The organism is Bradyrhizobium tunisiense (assembly GCF_042263385.1).
GTDB classification, from domain to species: Bacteria; Pseudomonadota; Alphaproteobacteria; order Rhizobiales; family Xanthobacteraceae; genus Bradyrhizobium; species Bradyrhizobium tunisiense.
This window is the reverse complement of record NZ_JBHLEV010000001.1, coordinates 535199-552420: the sequence shown is the minus strand read 5'-3', so window position 1 is coordinate 552420 and position 17222 is coordinate 535199. Positions and strand designations below refer to the sequence as shown.

General features: G+C 60.2%; 8 protein-coding genes. 1 reads left to right on the top strand and 7 read right to left on the bottom strand.

Annotated elements, in window-relative coordinates; genetic code table 11:
- Positions 1–14 precede the first annotated feature (14 nt).
- From ACFDR6_RS02530 to ACFDR6_RS02515, 4 genes are read right to left on the bottom strand one after another with little or no spacing between them, the layout of a single operon-like run.
- Positions 15–1367 (bottom strand): hypothetical protein, encoded by a 1353-nt coding sequence (locus tag ACFDR6_RS02530; protein WP_375857244.1) that lies wholly within the window; start codon positions 1365–1367, stop codon positions 15–17.
- Complete coding sequence (locus ACFDR6_RS02525) at positions 1364–7627, bottom strand: AAA domain-containing protein (RefSeq protein ID WP_375857243.1); 6264 nt, start codon at positions 7625–7627, stop codon at positions 1364–1366. The genes ACFDR6_RS02530 and ACFDR6_RS02525 overlap by 4 nt, the downstream gene beginning before the upstream one ends.
- The gene (locus ACFDR6_RS02520) at positions 7624–8292 is read right to left on the bottom strand and encodes a 4Fe-4S single cluster domain-containing protein (RefSeq protein ID WP_375857242.1); all 669 of its coding nucleotides are present in this window, start codon (positions 8290–8292) and stop codon (positions 7624–7626) included. The genes ACFDR6_RS02525 and ACFDR6_RS02520 overlap by 4 nt, the downstream gene beginning before the upstream one ends.
- A gap of 2 nt (positions 8293–8294) precedes the next feature.
- The gene (locus tag ACFDR6_RS02515) at positions 8295–10118 is read right to left on the bottom strand and encodes an AAA family ATPase (protein WP_375857241.1); all 1824 of its coding nucleotides are present in this window, start codon (positions 10116–10118) and stop codon (positions 8295–8297) included.
- 140 nt (positions 10119–10258) lie between these two features.
- Here ACFDR6_RS02515 and ACFDR6_RS02510 point away from each other — a divergent pair, with 140 nt between their 5' ends.
- Entirely contained in the window at positions 10259–13657 is a 3399-nt protein-coding gene (locus ACFDR6_RS02510; RefSeq protein ID WP_375857240.1) for a TM0106 family RecB-like putative nuclease, read from the top strand.
- Between the two features lie 581 nt (positions 13658–14238).
- On the opposite strand, the gene ACFDR6_RS02505 is transcribed toward ACFDR6_RS02510, so the two are convergent.
- The 3 genes from ACFDR6_RS02505 to ACFDR6_RS02495 form a co-directional block, all read right to left on the bottom strand.
- Entirely contained in the window at positions 14239–14706 is a 468-nt protein-coding gene (locus ACFDR6_RS02505; RefSeq protein WP_375857239.1) for a hypothetical protein, read from the bottom strand.
- 952 nt (positions 14707–15658) lie between these two features.
- A complete protein-coding gene (locus ACFDR6_RS02500) occupies positions 15659–15997 on the bottom strand; it encodes a DUF2958 domain-containing protein (protein ID WP_375857238.1) in 339 nt (112 codons plus the stop codon).
- Between the two features lie 11 nt (positions 15998–16008).
- Positions 16009–17136: a PGN_0703 family putative restriction endonuclease gene (locus ACFDR6_RS02495; protein ID WP_375857237.1), complete on the bottom strand. Its 1128-nt coding sequence runs from the start codon at positions 17134–17136 to the stop codon at positions 16009–16011.
- Positions 17137–17222: the final 86 nt, after the last annotated feature.

Here is a 17222-nt window from a genome sequence, read left to right as displayed (position 1 = left end):
ACGCATCTACCATCTTAGCGATTGATCTGCCGCGTCGCGGCGACTTCGACATCTGCTGGTTTGGCAAAGATATCTGCGACCACCTTGAGAGGGTATTGCCCTACCGGACGGGCGCTTTCGATGGAGACGTTGCCTCCCGCTTTCGCGACAAGCGACTGCAGGCGCTCGAACTCGCCGCACCAGATCGTCTCCATGTCCCGATCGCGGCCCGTGTCCCGCGCCTCGGCAGGATTTCCAATACCGACGGCCCTCACCTGCATAACGTCCGCCTGCGATCCGCCCGACAGTTCGACTCCGTACCCGGGATTGGCAGGCTTTCGGAGAATGATCCGACCGCCCGAGACCCAAGCCGTCATCATCCCCTCGGAGACCTCATAACCGAGGTTCGCGAGCCCCTCCAAGACGGCGCGTCGCCGCTCCTCCGCAGCCATGGAGCGAACTTCGGCCTCGATCAGGAAGTCGGCGCGTTTGACGAGTTCTTGGTCGTTGGCGCCAGACTTCGCAAGGGCCTGCTCGATCTCGGCGCGCAGCGCGGCCGATTCGGCCGATTTCATCTCCGACAGTTCGGCATGCCGCTCGGCAAGATCCCGTTCGAGGCGCGCGCGCTCGCGTCCGGCCTTAATCGCAGAGCTGAGATCGAGGAGCAGGCTGTCAGCAACAAGAGCCTGCCGGGCGCGCGGCTCGGCCTCGAGAGCCGTGATCCGGGCGGAAAAAGGACTGGGATCGATCCCAAGGCCAGCAAGTTCGCCGAGGAGCTTGTCCACCTTCGAAAGCGCCTGGTCGTCGCTTGCGCCGGTTTGCTGGGAAGTCCACTCCTCGAGCGTGATACGACGGTCGCCGGCACCGAGCCGGTCGGCGAGCGCCCGCTGACGCTCGGTGACGCCTTCGGAGCGGTCGGTTGGCTGAAGCAGCAGCATTAGCCCCTTGCTGACAGCCTTGTTGAGACTCTCGACGGACGCCGCGGGGGTCGTAAGCTCTCGTCGAAGATCGACCGGGATCTCGATGTGGGAAACTTCGAACTTCGCGAGGAGTGCCTGGGCGGCGGACTTGGCACGCCTCTGATCGCCCTTGCGCTTCGCTTCAGATTCTGCGGCCTTTTCCGCGCGTCGCTCGGCATCGGCGCTCAAATATGAGATTTCGGCTATGACCTGCTTTTGAAGGTCCGCGAACCTGTCCGCGTCGAGCATCCGGCGAATTTCGTCACTTCGAGCGATAACTAGGTCGATATCCGACTGATTGATCGTCCCGTTGCGTTTGCAGGTCGAAGTCCAAAATTCGATGGCCGCGTCCAGGCGCGCCAAGCTGCGGCGGCAAATCGAGATGATTTCCCCGCGGGTGACTATCCGGAAGGCTTTCGGACCACTCATTTGTATCCTCCTCCGTTATGCAGGGCGTTTTCGACGGCTTCCTTGAGGCGTTGACGCTCTTCGTCCCCGGCATGGGTCCAAGCGTAGGATGAGACGCGGTGAATGAACGGGACTGCTCCATTCAGGACTTTTGGACGCCAGACCTCGCGCGCTCGCGCTCTCTGGAGCAACAAATGCCGTGGAGCGTCGCATTCTACGCCTAACGCATACAGACCCGTGCGAGGATCGATGATTGCGAAATCAAGACTGAATGCGCCACCGTCGCGCGCCTTGGCCGGCTTCCATCCATTGGTCTCCAGGAATTTCTCGACGGATTTCGTGAAGCCATCCTCTACGTGGCTTTCATATTCGTGATCCGCGCTCTTTTCCGTCACAAGGCGTTCGAGCAAGGTCCTGCCGGAGTCCGCCGATCCCTCCGAAACGGTACGAGCGTATTCGAGGTAACCCTGCAGATAGTCACGCGGTACACGGGGTCCGCTGCGCCGGGTCAGGAGGTCGGAGATCTCGGATACCGGCATCGACGTGACGATGACGACCTTTTCCCTCGCCCTGGTCACGGCCACGTTCAAGCGCCGCTCGCCGCCGGCATGACCGAGTGCACCGAAGCTCTTGCGGAATACGCCATGCTCATTGCGTCCGAAAGTGGTGGAGAACACGATGATGTCGCGTTCGTCGCCCTGAACGTTCTCCACGTTCTTCACGAAGAAGCCCATGTCCTCGCCGCCTTCGACGCGCTCACGCTCCCGCATCAAGGCATCGCGAAACGCTTCGTCGTTTTCGGCGCGCTCTTCCAGCGCATCCTCGATTGTGTCCGCCTGCTTGCGATTGAATGTCACGACACCGACTGATGGCGGCGAAGCGTCCTCCCAGAGGCTGCTGAGATACTCTACCACATCGGAGGCTTCCTTGGGATTGGTCTGGCTCTTGTAGATGCCGTCCGAGCGGAGAACCTCGATAGGTTTGATCCTCCGGATCGTTTCGTCGGGGTGGCGAACCGGCACACTGAGCCCGTTCGCGTAGAACGAAGCGTTTGAGAACGAGATGAGCTCGCGGTATTTCGAACGATAGTGGACCTGCAGGGTTCGACTTTGGAGAGCAGAGCGCGCAAGCTGGAGCAGGTCGGGACAATCCTTGATCTCCCGCCGATTCCACGTTTCCGCGAAAGCTTCGCGCTCCTCTTCGGTCGATTCCTCTTCAGGCTCCTCGCCATCGAAGATCGCCGCTTCGTCGTTCTCGACCTTGCTCGCGAAGAATGTCGTGGGTGGCATCTGCTTCTCGTCGCCGCTGACGATCACGATCTTGCTGCGGAATAGCGATGGCAACGCGTATTCCACCGGCATCTGGGAGGCTTCGTCGAAAATGACGGTATCGAACGTGCCTGGACGCGCCTGCAGCACGCGGCTCGCGATGTCGGGCGTCATCAGCCAAACCGGTCGTAGCGCGAAAAGGCCAAGCGGAGCGGCCTTCTCGATAAACTCTCGAAGTCGCAACGCCCTCGGTCCGCGAAGTCGAGTGATCGGTTCCCACTCTCGCGTCGGGTGGACGCGGCTGACATCGATGCCATGGATCAGGAGCTCCCTGTTGCAATCCCTGATCTGCGCGTCGGCTTCGGCAAGCGACGTCACCTTCGCTTCGACCGCTCCGCTATCGAGGAGTACCTCCGGATTGGCGGCTTCCATCGCGCTCTTCCAGGCCAGCCGCGCCTCCCGCCCGATGGTTGCCCGGATGCAAGAATCAAGATCACCGGTACCGATCAGCGAGAGTTCAGCTTCCTTCAAGCGAAGAGTGCGGAAGATAGCGCGTTCCTTGTCGCCAAGACGAACGGAGCGGAGTCGAAATTCCTGGTATGGCACCAGCATGGGTAACGCTTGGAGTATTTCGGCGAGGGCGGCCTCGTTGGACCGGCCGCCGTCGATCGTTGCGCGTCGCGCTTCGATCCAGGCCGCGTCAACATATCGGGCGAGATCATCCAGCGCCGCATGGCTTTGCTGCCGGACATCCTGCCTTCGGAGGGCGCGATCCGCTCGCCCGAAGAACCAGTCGATCTCTTCGACCTTGCCGGTCATGGCTGCCCCGTCGAGCTCAGCCCGGTTGGGGCAATCGTCGATGACGGTCACGAGGTTGTGGACGACCGCAAGTATCGAATGCAGGTTTTTGGAAAATTCGGCGAGTTTGCCGGGAGCAACGTCGTGATCGGGAGCCTTGCCGAAAAGCGCGGTGAGATATCCCGCCAACTGCATTCTCAGCGGCCTGAGCACCAACTCCAGTTCGGCCCCGCGATGGAAAGACGAGATGGCTCGGTCGTCGTTGGCAAAACTCATGGTCGTCAGCAGAGCGCGAAGACGACGTTTTCGAAGCCAACGCATGGGATTGATCATTGCCAATCCATTCGCTGGCTGGAGTACCGCAGCCGCCAACTCCGAAGCGGATCTCAGCTCGTCATCGTGGACTCCTACCAGCTTCCGGACCTGATCTGGCTGGTGGGCCGATTGATCAAGCGAAGCGAGGCGTTCCTCAAGCCAAAGGAGGCCGGCGAGCATGTTCGTGCCCTTGGACCCGCCGCCCTCGGGACTTCTAAACATGGGAAGCCAGCGTCCGAGATTGGCGCAAAGGCCCTCGCTGATCGATCGAAGCTGCTCGGCCGTCCGAAGCCATTGTCTGAAGGCGTCGAAATCTGAAATCCTCAAAGAGTCTGCGGTCTCCGCTTCCGCGTTCCTGCGTCCTGCCTCCAAGTCCGAGAAGGCACGAAGGGATGTACCGAACTCCTCCGCTGCTCCGCGGTCCGGGTTGAAGACCTTGAGAGAGGACAGGGGATTGCCCTCGAACTTGGCCGGAAGCCAATATCTCGCAAGCGGTCCACAATTCTCCTCGACCGTCGCGATGTCTGACGGATGCAAATCCGATAGCAGCGAACGAAGCGCCGGCGCATCGATCGGCTTCGGCTCGTTTTCCTCGATGGCCAGGAGTTCGCCGAGCAATGACCGATAGGTCAATCCCGTCCGATTTTCGACTTCGTGCAAGGCGGCCTGTTGACGATCGAGTTCCGCTTCGAGCACGTCGATGCGAGCCGCCAATCGTTCGCGATCGCGTTTCCAGGCGGGCGAGCCGCCCGCGGGACGATTATGCAGGGCTTCGACCTGGGAACGGATCGAGCCGACGATGGCCTCGCGGTCTCGCGTCGCATCCGTGATCATAACGAACCGGTCAGCAAGTCGCTCTCTTTCGAGGCGCTTCCTGACGACGTCAATTGCCGGTTGCTTCTGGCAAATCACAAGCAGCGATTTGCCTCTGCCGATCGCGTCCGCCACCATGTTGACGATGGTTTGGCTTTTGCCCGTCCCCGGTGGCCCCTCAATGACGAGGCCTGGTGCCTGTCGAGCTTCGATCACCGCCGCCTCCTGGGAGGGATCGCTGTCGGCCGTGAAGTAGCGATCGATCTCCCGTACCGGGGCCGGCGTCGGCGGCGCCGACTTCAGATCCGTGAGACGGAGTGCTGCCTCGAGCGCGGTCGCCGTGGGCGGCATTCCTCTCAAGAGCTGGAGGTCCTTCATGACCGCCTGCCCCATAAAGGCGAGATGGAACAGCACGGCTGCCGGCACGATTTGTCGTTCGTGCGAGCCGACCTTGACGTCCTTCCCGGGAAGGGGCGTCAACTCGCTTCCCGTCGGCGTGGCGAGCTGACTGAACGCGTCCAGCACATCCTGAGCCGTAAGACTGCCGCGGGTGAGCAACTCGTCCGCCGCTTCCTGCCATCGCCTTGCTTCGGGAATTCCCACCATTCCTTCGAGGGCTGGGTTGACAACGACGTGTTCGGCTTCCGTCTCGGCGTTCTTTTCGCGTCCGTACCCGATCGTAACGTGACCGCGGTTTCCGACCTCGGGCGACACGCTGACCGGCCAGAGCAGGACGGGCGCGATCCTCGGCTTCGTGTTCGGCTTCCCGTCCCGCATGAGGAGGAACGGAAATCCCATGTATAGACCGTCGATCCCGGTATCTCGCTTGTAGAGGAGTGCATGGGAATGGAGAGACCGCAGTCTGCGTTCCAGTCCCTCGTTCTCGGAAAACGCGGCAGGATCGACGTTCACTGCTCGGCCGGCCCTTGCCAAAAGAAGACTGAGGATCTCCGATCCCGGCAGTCGCGCCGTATTCAACTCGGTCAGATCTATCCGCGCGGACTTGCCGATGAGCATCCGCGTCAGCGGTCCACGCAGTACGCCGCCAGATATTCTTTTCGCGAAGAAATCAAGAATGGTCGAAACGTAGCCTTGCTTGGGAAGCGGCTTCCAAGTGTCTTTCGGAACCGAGAGAAGTGCGAGGGCCCGCCCGATCGGCATGCGTCGGTCAAGTCGAAATTCGTCGGCCCATTCGTCGACAGTCAAAATCCCGCACCTGGCGAAATTCTGTATACGCTCGTCTACGGCCTGGTAGATTTCACGACGAGGGCGCGCGAGTCTCGCCGCAGCCTCCTCCTTCGAAAAGGCGCTCAAGCCTGCCGATGAAGCCTGCTTGGCCACCTCCTCGATCACCTCCTCCACCGAGCGGAATTGGCTCGGCGATGCGCTGAGAAGAATTATCAGATCCTCTTCGGCCGACTGTCGCCTCTCCACCAGCGAAACGATGCCCGCATGGTCGCTGTCGGGAAGCAGCCTCCGCTTCTCCTCCCACAGGGCCGACAAACGGGCCATCGACGTCGAAAGGAGGTGCACGCGAAGCAGGTCCTCCTCGACGTCGATATCGAGTTGCTCCAGGCGCTTCCGCACGGTCTCGGCGCGCAGTTTCAGCCGCCAAAGCAGATCGTCCGCATCGACCTTTCGAAGAAGATCTGGAGCCGGGCCCGTGATGAGGCTGAAGCCGTCGTCGGGATGGTCGAGCAGCCAACCGGGGGTAACGATGTTTCCCCGGACGATCAAAGGCATCGACGGGTTCAGCGTCTTCAACGAGATCGATAGCTTCAGGTCTTCGTTCAGTTCCTCGACCCTTGCGAACTGTCGCAGCGCCGCGGGCACTTTGGCATCGAAGCCCGCCTCCGTAGCCCAGGTCGCCACCGCTCCTCGCAGAAGAAGGCCTCTTGCCTCATCCCAGTTGGATGCTTCAGCAGCGGCAAGTGCGAATGAGCCGGCCGACCTGTACTGCTTGCCGCCGAGCGTGATGGACGCCCGCCCCTCCGCTTCGCCAGCTTTCTGCCCTGCAGGCGCCGACACTGCTTCGCCCGCCAGCCAGGCCTGAACTTCTTTCCATTGCCACCGCTGACGGCGATCACTTGCGAGAAGGCCCCGAAGAAGCAGGTCCATGGAAGGATCCAGATTCTCCGGCAGCGGCACGCCGTTGGTCAGCACGTGGATCAGGAAGGCCTGCTCGTTGATGCCTTTGAAGCAGGCTCCTGCGGTGATCCGCTCCAGCAGGATCATCCCCAGGCTCCACCAGTCCGAAGCCGCCGCTACGCCGCCTGCAATCGCTTCAGGCGCCATGTAGCGGGTCGTTTCAAGCGGAGAGGCGATGTCGAGATCGAATTCTGAAAGCCGTGCGGAGCCGAAGCTGCCGATAGCGAGGTCGAGCGGATCCCGGGAGCGGACGAAAATGGTGGAGGGACGGAGGTCCCTATGGCGCAGGCCTGCCTCGGTCAGCGAATGTACGGCTCGGGCAAGTTCGCTGATGAAGCTCTCCAGCGCCGTCCGATCGCCGATGTCCAGCGACAGATCCGCGATGGTGCCGCCCGGGAATTCCTCCGCGACCTCATAAGCGCGCTCGCACCATCGACCGGTCGCGATTACCTCGGCGACGTGATCGCGCGGAAGTTCTCGCAGCAGATCGTAGATCGCTCCGTCCGGTTCGGACGCGATCGCATATAACGTAAGTACTCCGCGACGTCCGCTGGCGTCCTGCACGGCAGTGTAACGTTCGCGAACGGTACTCGACGACTTGATCCTGTCGAGAAGACGCCAGCCGTCGATGATGGTCTCGGTCGGCGATGGCTCGGGATCCGGTTGGGGTCCCGGTTCGGGCAGCGGTACGGGTAGCCCTGGTTCGTCGAGAATTTCTCCGCAGGAGCTGCAGATGAGGTCGCCCGGCGAATTGGCGTGCCCGTTGCGACAAGTCGGATTGGATGGCGTCGGTGCCGGAGGGACAGGTTGCGGCTGGCCAGGGGGCGTGGGATCGATCGATGACAGGTCCCATCCGCAATTGTGACCGTCGACCGTGCCTTCGCAAAAGAACTCGGTGACGGGACGCTCGGTATCGCAATTCGGGCAAAGTCTAATCATGCCGGGCGAGCCAGCTTGGAGGAAATTCGCTTGTCCTCGGAGGTGTCGAGTGTCGATCCATTGCTTTCGAGTAATTCCTGCAGTCTGCGAAAATCATTGCGCGCGGGTATACCGGCAAACCAGACGTCGCCGTTTTCGTCGAACATGACGTCGACGGACCGATCCCGCTCGTCGGCCAGGCGCTCGAAGCTGGCGAACCGGGCGCGCCCTTTTTCCGTGATGAAGTGAAGTTCCTGATTGTCGCTTCCTCGCAGAGCAAGTGTCTGCTTTTCCTCGAAGTCGAAAGGCCCCGTAACGAGGGCATCGATCGTACCAGGGGACCTGCCAACTATGTCGCGGATGTGCGCCCACGGATATCCGGTGAAGACGAGTATATCGGCCTCAGTCTTAGACCTAATTCGTGCCGTTAGTTCCAACAGAGCGTCGGGTTGGTCGAAAGGCTCGCCTCCTGAGATGGTGATGCCGTCGGCCTTCGAGATCCACGGAATGATGGAATTGACGACTTCTTCGACAGTCGTGCTTCCCCGTCCTTCCACCCAGGTGTCCATGGAAATGCAGCCCGGACAACGAATGGAGCAACCCTGAAACCAAATGCCGAGCCGTCGTCCGGGTCCTAAAGTCGTCACGGGAAAATGGATGCGCGAGACGGTGATGCGAATCGTCATCTCTAGGGCTCGCTTTCGAGACGAAGCGTCGACGATGCCCCGGTTTGAACTTCCAAGACTCGAAATCGGCTTCCTGCTGCTGCGCCGCTATCGAACAGACCGCGCGAAAGCGGGTTGATGAGATGGGCTTCGACCTGATTGCGTATGCCGCGTCCGCCGTTCGAAAGATCCGCCAGACACAGACCGCGCAGCGTCGCGCGGGCCTGCTCCGACAGTGTCACGTCGTAGCCTAGCGATTTGACGTCGTTCAGCAGATTGTCCACCATCTGATCGAAGATCTCGTTGGCGACATCTCCGCGAATGAAATCGAAGACGATCACGTTCTCGCCGATGCGATTCAGGATTTCCGGACGGTTGAGCACTTGCTTGAAATGCTTTTCGATCTCGGCGCGGACCTTCCGCTTGACCGCATCGAACGTCTCCTCGGGCGTCACGTTCGCGATCCGCTCGCCCGTAGGGCCGGGGGTGTAGATACCGAGATTGGACGTGAAGACGATGAAAGCTTCGGAGAAGTAGACGCGATCCCCTCGTCCCGAGGTGAGAACGCCGTCGTCCAGGATCTGAAGGAATTTATCGAGGATTCGCGGGTGTGCCTTCTCGATCTCGTCGAAAAGGACGACGCTGAATGGCTTTTCCCGGATCGCGTTGGTGAGCTCGCCGCCGACGTCGTAGCCGACGTAGCCGGGTGGGGCACCGATCAAGCGCTGATCGGAATGCTCGGCGCTGAACTCGGACATGTCGAAGCGGATGTATGCGCTGTCGTCGCCGAAGAGTAGGCTAGTAATGGTCTTCGCGAGTTCCGTCTTCCCGACCCCCGTGGGGCCGGCGAGGAAAGCGACACCTCTCGGTCGGCCACCCCTCGGCGATTGCCCGATGCCGGTGACGGCGCGTTTAACGATGTCCAGCATGTGAGTGACGGCGTGCGCCTGCCCCTTCACGCGGCGCCTTACGAACTCGTCCGCCGAGCTGATCTTGTCGTGGCTTATTTTGCGCCACGGGTCTTCGGTGACGCCGACCTTGAACCGCCGAACCGCATCGGAGATGCGATCGAACGAGACGTTTTCGCTTCGGGAGAGCTGTGCGATCGCGCTGAGGTCGAGGAGCAGGAGTCCTTCGGTCTCGTCGACGAATCCATTGGTCGATTTCTCCAGGTCGGCCGGCGCGGAATTTTGAGCGCCGGGAAGTCCCCGCATCAACGAAGTGATCATGGTCCGCCTGGCCAGGTGGTCGGGCCGACCGATCGGTATGTGCCGAATGCGTGGATTGCCGATCAGGAACCAATCGGGAAGGTCTCCCTCCTTGTCCACGATCCAGATCACCGTGTTGAAAAATGGCTGACGACGATCGCCGGCCGGGCGCGCGCGCGCAGAATGGGAAAGGATCAATGCGCGCGAAAATAGCTGATGTTCGGCGGGAGAGAGGGCCTCGCTGCGAGTGATCAAGCGCGACGCGAAGTCGATAATGAGGGCCGAGGGTGGGCCGTCGGATGGAACATGCCGTTCAAGGGTCGAGGCCAAAAGATCGATACCGCCGGCAGCGGTTCCGTTTGCGGGCGACAGCCCAAGATGCATCAAAAAGCTATCGTCGGACGGTTCGAGGGCTCTAAAGCCGTTCAAAAGATCGAAGCTAGCTATCCGGCCATAGCCGGCGTCCTTCAGTGCGTCCGGCAGCGCTCTGGTCAAGGATACGGATGTGATCTGGCCGGGCGCGGCCTCATGGATCTGGAGATCCCTGGTATTGCCCGACAGGACGAACTGGCTTCGCAGGGGCAGAAACCGGATCAAATCGCGCAGCCATCTCGCCTTCTCGACCGTACCAGCCCCCACCAGCTCAACCCCCGTCCACACTCTTTGCGCGACTATAGTAGATTATTCGCCTCTTTCGAGCCCGATCGCCTAGGAAAATGGCATAATGGGCGTACGCTAGACGGCCGAGTAGGTCGCCGCGAACGGCATTATGGTGGGGCATGCAGAACGTTGGTGGGAATTTGTACCTTAGTTCGACCGATCTGGTCGGACACCTGAACTGTAGGTATTTGACGGAACTCGACCTCAAGGTGGTCAACGGCGAGCTTCCGAAGCCCAAGGTCTGGGACCCGGTTCTCGCGACCCTCGCCGAGCGCGGTGCCGCGCACGAACAAGCCTTCATCGATCACCTCAAGACGCTCGGCATGACCGTGACGGTAATCGATGGAGTAGGGCTCGATCCCACGTCCATTTCGGCGACCTTGGAGGCCATGACCCGCGGCGATGCGGTCATCGTTCAAGGAGGATTGCAATCGGGGAAGTGGAACGGTCGGGCCGACGTGCTCCGCCGCGTGGAAACGCCAAGTCGGTTCGGCGCCTGGTCGTATGAAGTTACCGATACGAAGCTCGCTCGCGAAACGAAGGGGAATACGGTTCTGCAGATATCGCTGTATTCGGACATGCTTTCCGCGATGCAGGATGTCGAGCCGACTGCGGCCCACGTCGTGACCCCGGGTACGAATTTTGAGCCGGAAACCTACCGTATCGCCGACTACTCAGCCTACTACCGGCATGTGAGATCCAGCCTCGAAACGGCGATCACCAACGGCGCCGGCGCCGCCTATCCCGAACCGATCGAACATTGCGACATTTGCCGGTGGCGCCGCGATTGCGACGATCGAAGGCGGCGGGACGACCACTTGTCGCTGGTCGCCGGTATCAGCAAGTCGCAGATTGGAGAATTGACCAGACGCGGAGTCGGCAGCACGGCCGCGCTCGCCGCCATGCCCATCCCCCTGGAATGGAGGCCGGAACGTGGAGCTGCCAAAAGCTACGAAAAGGTACGCGAGCAGGCGAGAATCCAGGTCGAAGGCAGAACAAGCGGCTCGATGAAATACGAAGCGCTACCGCCGATCGCCGGCTTCGGCCTGTCACGTCTTCCCGCGCCGTCTCAAGGCGACATCTTCTTCGATTTCGAGGGTGATCCTTTCGTCGGGGAAGGTGGTTTGGAATTCCTGTTCGGCTACTCCTTCCTCGATCATGAAGGGAAGCAGAAGTACGTGGGCGACTGGGCCTCGGACCGGCGGGAAGAGCGAGCCGCGTTCGAGCGTTTCGTCGACTTCGTGACCGAGCGCCTCAAGTCCTACCCCAATCTGCACATCTACCATTTCGCGCCGTACGAACCGGCCACCATGAAGCGCCTGATGGGCCGTTACGCCACGCGCGAGAACGAGGTCGACAACCTTCTGCGAGCCGAAATCTTCGTCGATCTGTTCGCCGTCGTTCGCCACGGGATTCGCGCCAGCGTGGAGAGCTATTCGATCAAGAAGCTGGAGCCCTTGTACTCATTTACCCGCAGCGTTCCGCTGGAAGACGTCGGGGCGGTCATGGCCAGGATACAGGCGCGCCTCGAAATGGCGGATGCCGCCGGCATTCCCGACGCGGACAAGGACACGATCCGAGGCTACAACAAGGACGACTGCGACTCGACCGGCGCGCTGCGCGAGTGGCTCGAAGCGCTGCGCGCCAGTCTCATTGCCAGCGGCGAAGTGATCGAACGGCCCGTTCCAAAGCCCGCGGAGGCCAGCGAAAAACTCGGCGATTGGCAGAAGAGGGTGGCAGTGCTCGTCGGTCAGCTTACGGAAGGCATTCCGGACGATGTCGCCGAACGGACGCTTGAGCAGCAGGCCCGCTGGCTGCTGGCATTCATGCTGGACTTTCACGGCCGGGAGAAGAAGGCGGTTTGGTGGGAATATTTCCGGCTACGCGATCTTTCCGCCGAGGACCTCCTTCACGAGCGCGCCGGTCTCTCCGGGCTTACGTTCAAGGAAGCAGCCGGTGGCACCGCAAAGGTGCCAGTTCATAGGTACAGCTTCGTCCTTCAAGATACCGATCTTCGGCCCGACAGCGAGCTCAGGAGCGTCGGCGGGCCGAAGTTCGGTAGCGTCGTCGCCATTTCGCATGAAGATCGGACCATCGACATCAAGAAGCGAGGCGACACAGCGGAATTCCATCCGGAAGCCGTCTTCGCTCACAAATCGGTGGATCGTGACGAACGCCCCGAGGCTCTCTTCCGGCTGGGACAGTACGTGGCGGAAAACGGAATTGAAGGAGCCGGCGAGCACCGCGCCGCCCGCGATCTTCTCCTGTCGACCGCGCCGCGGCTGAGGGGAGGGAGCCTGCAGGTCATGGGCGAGGAAAGTTTGAAGACCGCCACCCGAGTTGCGCTTGCGTTGGACCAGAGCGTCTACCCGGTTCAAGGGCCGCCGGGCGCCGGGAAGACATTTACGGGAGCCCGCATGATCTGCACTCTTGTGCGCGCAGGAAAGCGAGTTGGGATAACCGCCAATAGTCACAAGGTCATTCGCAATCTTCTCGACGAGGTCGTCAAAGCTGCAGGCGAGGAAGGTCTTCCGATCCACTGCGTTCAGAAGGTCGATGAGAAGCATCAAGAAGACGATCTCGACAGCTTGAATTTCGTCAAGAAGAACGAGCATGCCCTCGACGCGTTGCGGACGAACTGTTCGGTCGGCGGAGGGACATCGTATTTCTGGGCGCGGCCAGACGCACGCCTCAGCGTCGACGTGCTGTTCATCGATGAAGCCGCGCAGATGGCTCTCGCGAACGTGTTGGCCGTCGCACAAGCTGCGCAGAGCATCGTTCTGCTGGGAGACCCGCGGCAATTGGAGCAGCCGATTCAAGGAAGCCATCCTGATGGCGTCGGAGTTTCGGCCCTGGACCATGTCCTCGGCCAACATGCCACCATTCCTGCCGATCGGGGTCTGTTCCTCGCCGAGACGTGGCGGCTTCATCCGCTCATCTGTGCCTTCAATTCGGAACTATTCTACGAAGGACGCCTGAAGTCTCGGCCGGGACTTGAGCGGCAGGAAATCAGGATCGAGTCCGGGCTCAACGGTTCTGGCCTCCGGTACCTTCCGGTCCACCACGACGGAAATCAGAGTTCGTCGCCGGAAGAAGCCGATGCGATCCGCAACCTGATTGCGGACATCCTGCGATCCGGCACGACCTGGGTCGACCGAAAAGGTAGTGAGTCCCCGATTTCCCTCGACGACGTCCTGATCATCGCGCCGTACAATGCGCAAGTCTTCGAGCTTCAGGAGCGACTTCCAGGCGCGCGCGTCGGCACCGTGGACAAATTTCAAGGCCAGGAAGCGCCAATTGTCATCTATTCTATGGCGACCTCAAGTCATGCGGATGCGCCGCGCGGAATGGAATTCCTCTACAGCGCCAATCGACTGAACGTCGCTGTTTCGCGAGCAAAGTGCATTTGCATAGTGGTCGCTTCGCCGTGTTTGTTCGAGGCCGAGTGTCGGACCCCTCGTCAAATGCAACTAGCTAATGCCTTTTGTCGGTACGCAGAGATGGCGTCGGCATTGTAGTGGTCGTTGGATTACGTAAATGCGTACATCATCCAAGCCGCAGGTCCAACAGTTTACTTCTTCCGCTAGATCACGAGCACATCGGCGACGAAGCCCGCAGACGTTGGCAACCGGAGCGGCGTCGGCACCGAAATGACGCCGTCCTAGCCCTTGCGGATAGATGTGGTGCGAGCAAGGGAGAGTAGGGAGAGTAGGGAGAGTAGGGAGAGTAGGGAGAGTAGGGAGAGTAGGGAGAGTAGGGAGAGTAGGGAGAGTAGGGAGAGTAGGGAGAGTAGGGAGGGTAGGGGAGAGTAGGTGGTGGATGCCGTGCCGTTCGGCACGGAAGGGAGTAGATAATATGCGCGGACCGCCAGCCCTCAACCAGCCGATTCGTCCCTATTCTTGATCTAGGGAGTGAGCGTTGTTCTCGAACTGGGACACTGCATCGAAGCCCTTTGAGCGGGTTCGGCTGTTGAAGATTTCCCTCCCCCACATATCGCTCGACCGCTAGGACCACTAATGTGTAGCACGGCGATCAACCTTTCGGGCGGGGCTTAATCTTGGGGCGCGCGGTAACGGCGAAGCACGCCGGACTCGAAACGCTAGAGAGATGATTCGGTAATCTCGAGCCAAACCTCATCCTTTTTGCGACTTCCCCAGGTCAGTTGGAAAAATAGAATGGCCCTGCCCGCGTTGGTGCGGACGAAAGCGCTGCAGTTTCTGAACTCAGCGTGCGGGTCGCCGGCCGTTGCGGGTACCCGGACGGCGAAGTCCGCGATCTCATCGACCTGGAGCAGCTTGACGCCTTGCCGCCCGGCAATCGAACCGTTGACCACTTTCGTGAGCAGGTCTCGCGTGAAGGGGCTCTCGCATTGAGGCATATGGCCAGGTTTGAATTGAACTCCGCCGCGGATGAACGCGTAGCCAGCGAACAGCACCACAGCCAGAGCGGCGGCAATCGTCCCTTTAACCAGGCTTGTCTTTAGAGTGCCGGTGAGGTCGATTGAATGTTCTGCCAGCCTCTTCGAGATGGCTGCCTTGAGATACAAAAAGACAGCCGTGAAATCCATGTGTGCAAACCCTAGTCTTTCGACACACTATTCTGCCTGGCGGCGTTTAAGTTGCGGGTGAGCTCAGCAGGGTGAGTGTCGCAGGTGCTCGCGGGGCCGTTTGGTCGAATGACTGGATGGGCTGTGTGATGCGGGCTGGGGTTGCTGAATTCAGCACCATGCAAGTGGACCTCTCGGGATTGAGAGGTCCAGAGCGATCGTTCGAACCTTGGTGAACGCTTGAGGGGCTGTTCCTTGACCGAAGGGCAAGGCTTCGCCTGCAGTGGCGAAGCCTTCTTACCTGATGAATCCGAACCTCGGAGCCACGCCGTCGGTAAGCTGTTTGATTGAACGCAACCCTGTGACGGGGAGGCCGGGGTCAGGCGGTCGGCCTTTATGCGCTGCTTCAATTCTGACGCGGATGGAGAACCCCGCACAATCAATCTGCGAAATCGTCATCCGTGGGTCGGGGCATCCCGGAGCCCACTCCTGCTGCAAAATTTGCGCTTCTGCCGATGCCATTCGGCCTATCAACCGGCTATCCCCGAATCGTCTGGCTAACGTCGAGGACCGGTGCCCGTCGGGGGCTGGCTATGATCCTTCCTTCGCGAATCAGCTCGCAGCCAGCTCAGAAGGTTGCTCATAGCGTTTTCGGTGCGGGGAAATCGATTCGCCCGGGTGCTTTGTCAGCCGGATCACAATGGTTGGTGTTCACCGAAGGGCGGAGCCGTCAGAGCTCGCGCTTGCTAACTAACTTCCCATCCCGCCCGGTATAGGATGAGGAATTTGCTTTCAAACGGTGGGACGTCTTATTCTCTTGTTTGACGCGGATGTTGCGCAGACAAAGGCCGGCTGGATAGTCCATAAACTCGATCGCCGAGGGCTAAGAAAGTCGAACTATGGTGCGGTACTACGCTGCAGACGCTGAGCAACGAATGCCCAGCGTCTCAGCGACTCTCCAAACAGAGTACGACTATGTAACGACTTTGCCTCTGTTCCGCGCGTCTTCAACGAAAGCTGACAGCGGTTTGTCAGGAGCGAAATGAACATCGCGCTCCACGGGGAGACCAAGAGGGCCGCGGAGCTCCGACAGCTCGGCGAGGGAAACGTAGCCGAGTTCCGGGCAGCCGAGACCGAGGTCGCACAGTCCGAAGAGGCGATCGGGGTCGTCTGGATCAACTTCAGTGATGAGCCACGTGGCTTGAGCGTCCGGTGTGAAAAACTTCACCACTGGTACGTGGTCACCGCCGTTGATTGCGTTCACCAAAAGTTGGACGCGGTCTGCCACCGTGAGGAGATCGACGTTGGACATCAAACCACTCCTCACTTTTCGAGCGATGAAGGGCCACGCGCCTTAAGGTGGCGACGTTGACGACTGGCCGATAGCTTCGTGGCGTGATTTGCAGCTCCAGAGGTGATGTTCAGGGTTGCTGTGTCTGGGAATTCATTCAGAGCGAGGCGATAGACACGCTCGAAGTCACAGTATCGAGCCCACAGCTTACTAGCCATCTCTGAGGCATCGGTTTGGCCCATTGCCTTAATCACGGCTTCCAGATCGAGGGACCGGAAGCCGACCTGATCGTTGCGTTCGGCTTCGGCGTCCAACAATTCGCTCCGATAGACGCGAAAAGCCGCGTTCGCGCGACGATTGAGCCTTGGAGCAATCGTGATGAACAAGGCTCTGGACGTGATGCCATGATCGACGGAGAGCTGCGCGATCATATGTTCGCGCCAAAGCTGCTCAAGCGCCAGGGACCGCAGCAGCTGGCTGTCTGGATCTTTGAAGAGGCGAACCTGCCTCGATGCTTCATCATATCGAGGCCGTAGCCGCGCCGCAGGGCCGGTCATGTCCTCCGAATATTTCACTTCGACGAAGACTGTAGCCTCTTCCCCATCAGGGGTGATAACGGACATGGCAACGTCTACCGCAGTCCCATCCGAGAGAAACCGGTCTTCGTGGCGGCCAGGCGAATGCTCAAATCGGATACTTTCGACCGTATTGACGAAGTCCGGCAGAAGGGCGTGGAAGATGGTCGTTGCGAGACGAGGGTCGATGACCATTGGACCAAAGAGATTGAAGACCAATGGCATCGAGCTCAGCGCATTTCTGAAAAGACGGTCCTCATCGATCATGGCTCCCTCCTCGCGCATGATCAACTCGTGGCGCACCAAGCCATGAATAGCCGGCGACATGAAGTTCTTACCGGCTTCGGCGGCTTCGGCACTAAGGCAGGAGCCGATGTCCATGGTAACGGCATCTTGCCCCGTTCCCTGGACATGAATACCGGTCGGAATGTCGTGGTCACTTAGCCAAAGGTACTGCAGCAAGCGGGCTGCGCGGCGGAAGCGGGTGTCGATTTCGAAATGAACGTTATGCCGCCGAACGATGTGTTCGGGGATTAGCGGAACGCGCGAGAGGGGCGTGATGTCGGCGCGAGCTGTCGTTTGCATGCAGAACCTCGTGGTGGCTAATGCCAATGAGATTCAGAACTCGACGTGTGAAGTTGCGAGCTGTTGGGAGCATGGACGCTTCCCAG

Excerpts from the sequence above, each read along its gene's own strand:
- ACFDR6_RS02500 (WP_375857238.1), bottom strand. The coding sequence starts at position 15,997 with ATGTCCAACGTCGATCTCCTCACGGTGGCAGACCGCGTCCAACTTTTG.
- ACFDR6_RS02505 (WP_375857239.1), bottom strand. The coding sequence starts at position 14,706 with ATGGATTTCACGGCTGTCTTTTTGTATCTCAAGGCAGCCATCTCGAAG.
- ACFDR6_RS02520 (WP_375857242.1), bottom strand. The coding sequence starts at position 8,292 with ATGACGATTCGCATCACCGTCTCGCGCATCCATTTTCCCGTGACGACT.
- ACFDR6_RS02510 (WP_375857240.1), top strand. The coding sequence starts at position 10,259 with ATGCAGAACGTTGGTGGGAATTTGTACCTTAGTTCGACCGATCTGGTC.
- ACFDR6_RS02495 (WP_375857237.1), bottom strand. The coding sequence starts at position 17,136 with ATGCAAACGACAGCTCGCGCCGACATCACGCCCCTCTCGCGCGTTCCG.
- ACFDR6_RS02525 (WP_375857243.1), bottom strand. The coding sequence starts at position 7,627 with ATGATTAGACTTTGCCCGAATTGCGATACCGAGCGTCCCGTCACCGAG.
- ACFDR6_RS02530 (WP_375857244.1), bottom strand. The coding sequence starts at position 1,367 with ATGAGTGGTCCGAAAGCCTTCCGGATAGTCACCCGCGGGGAAATCATC.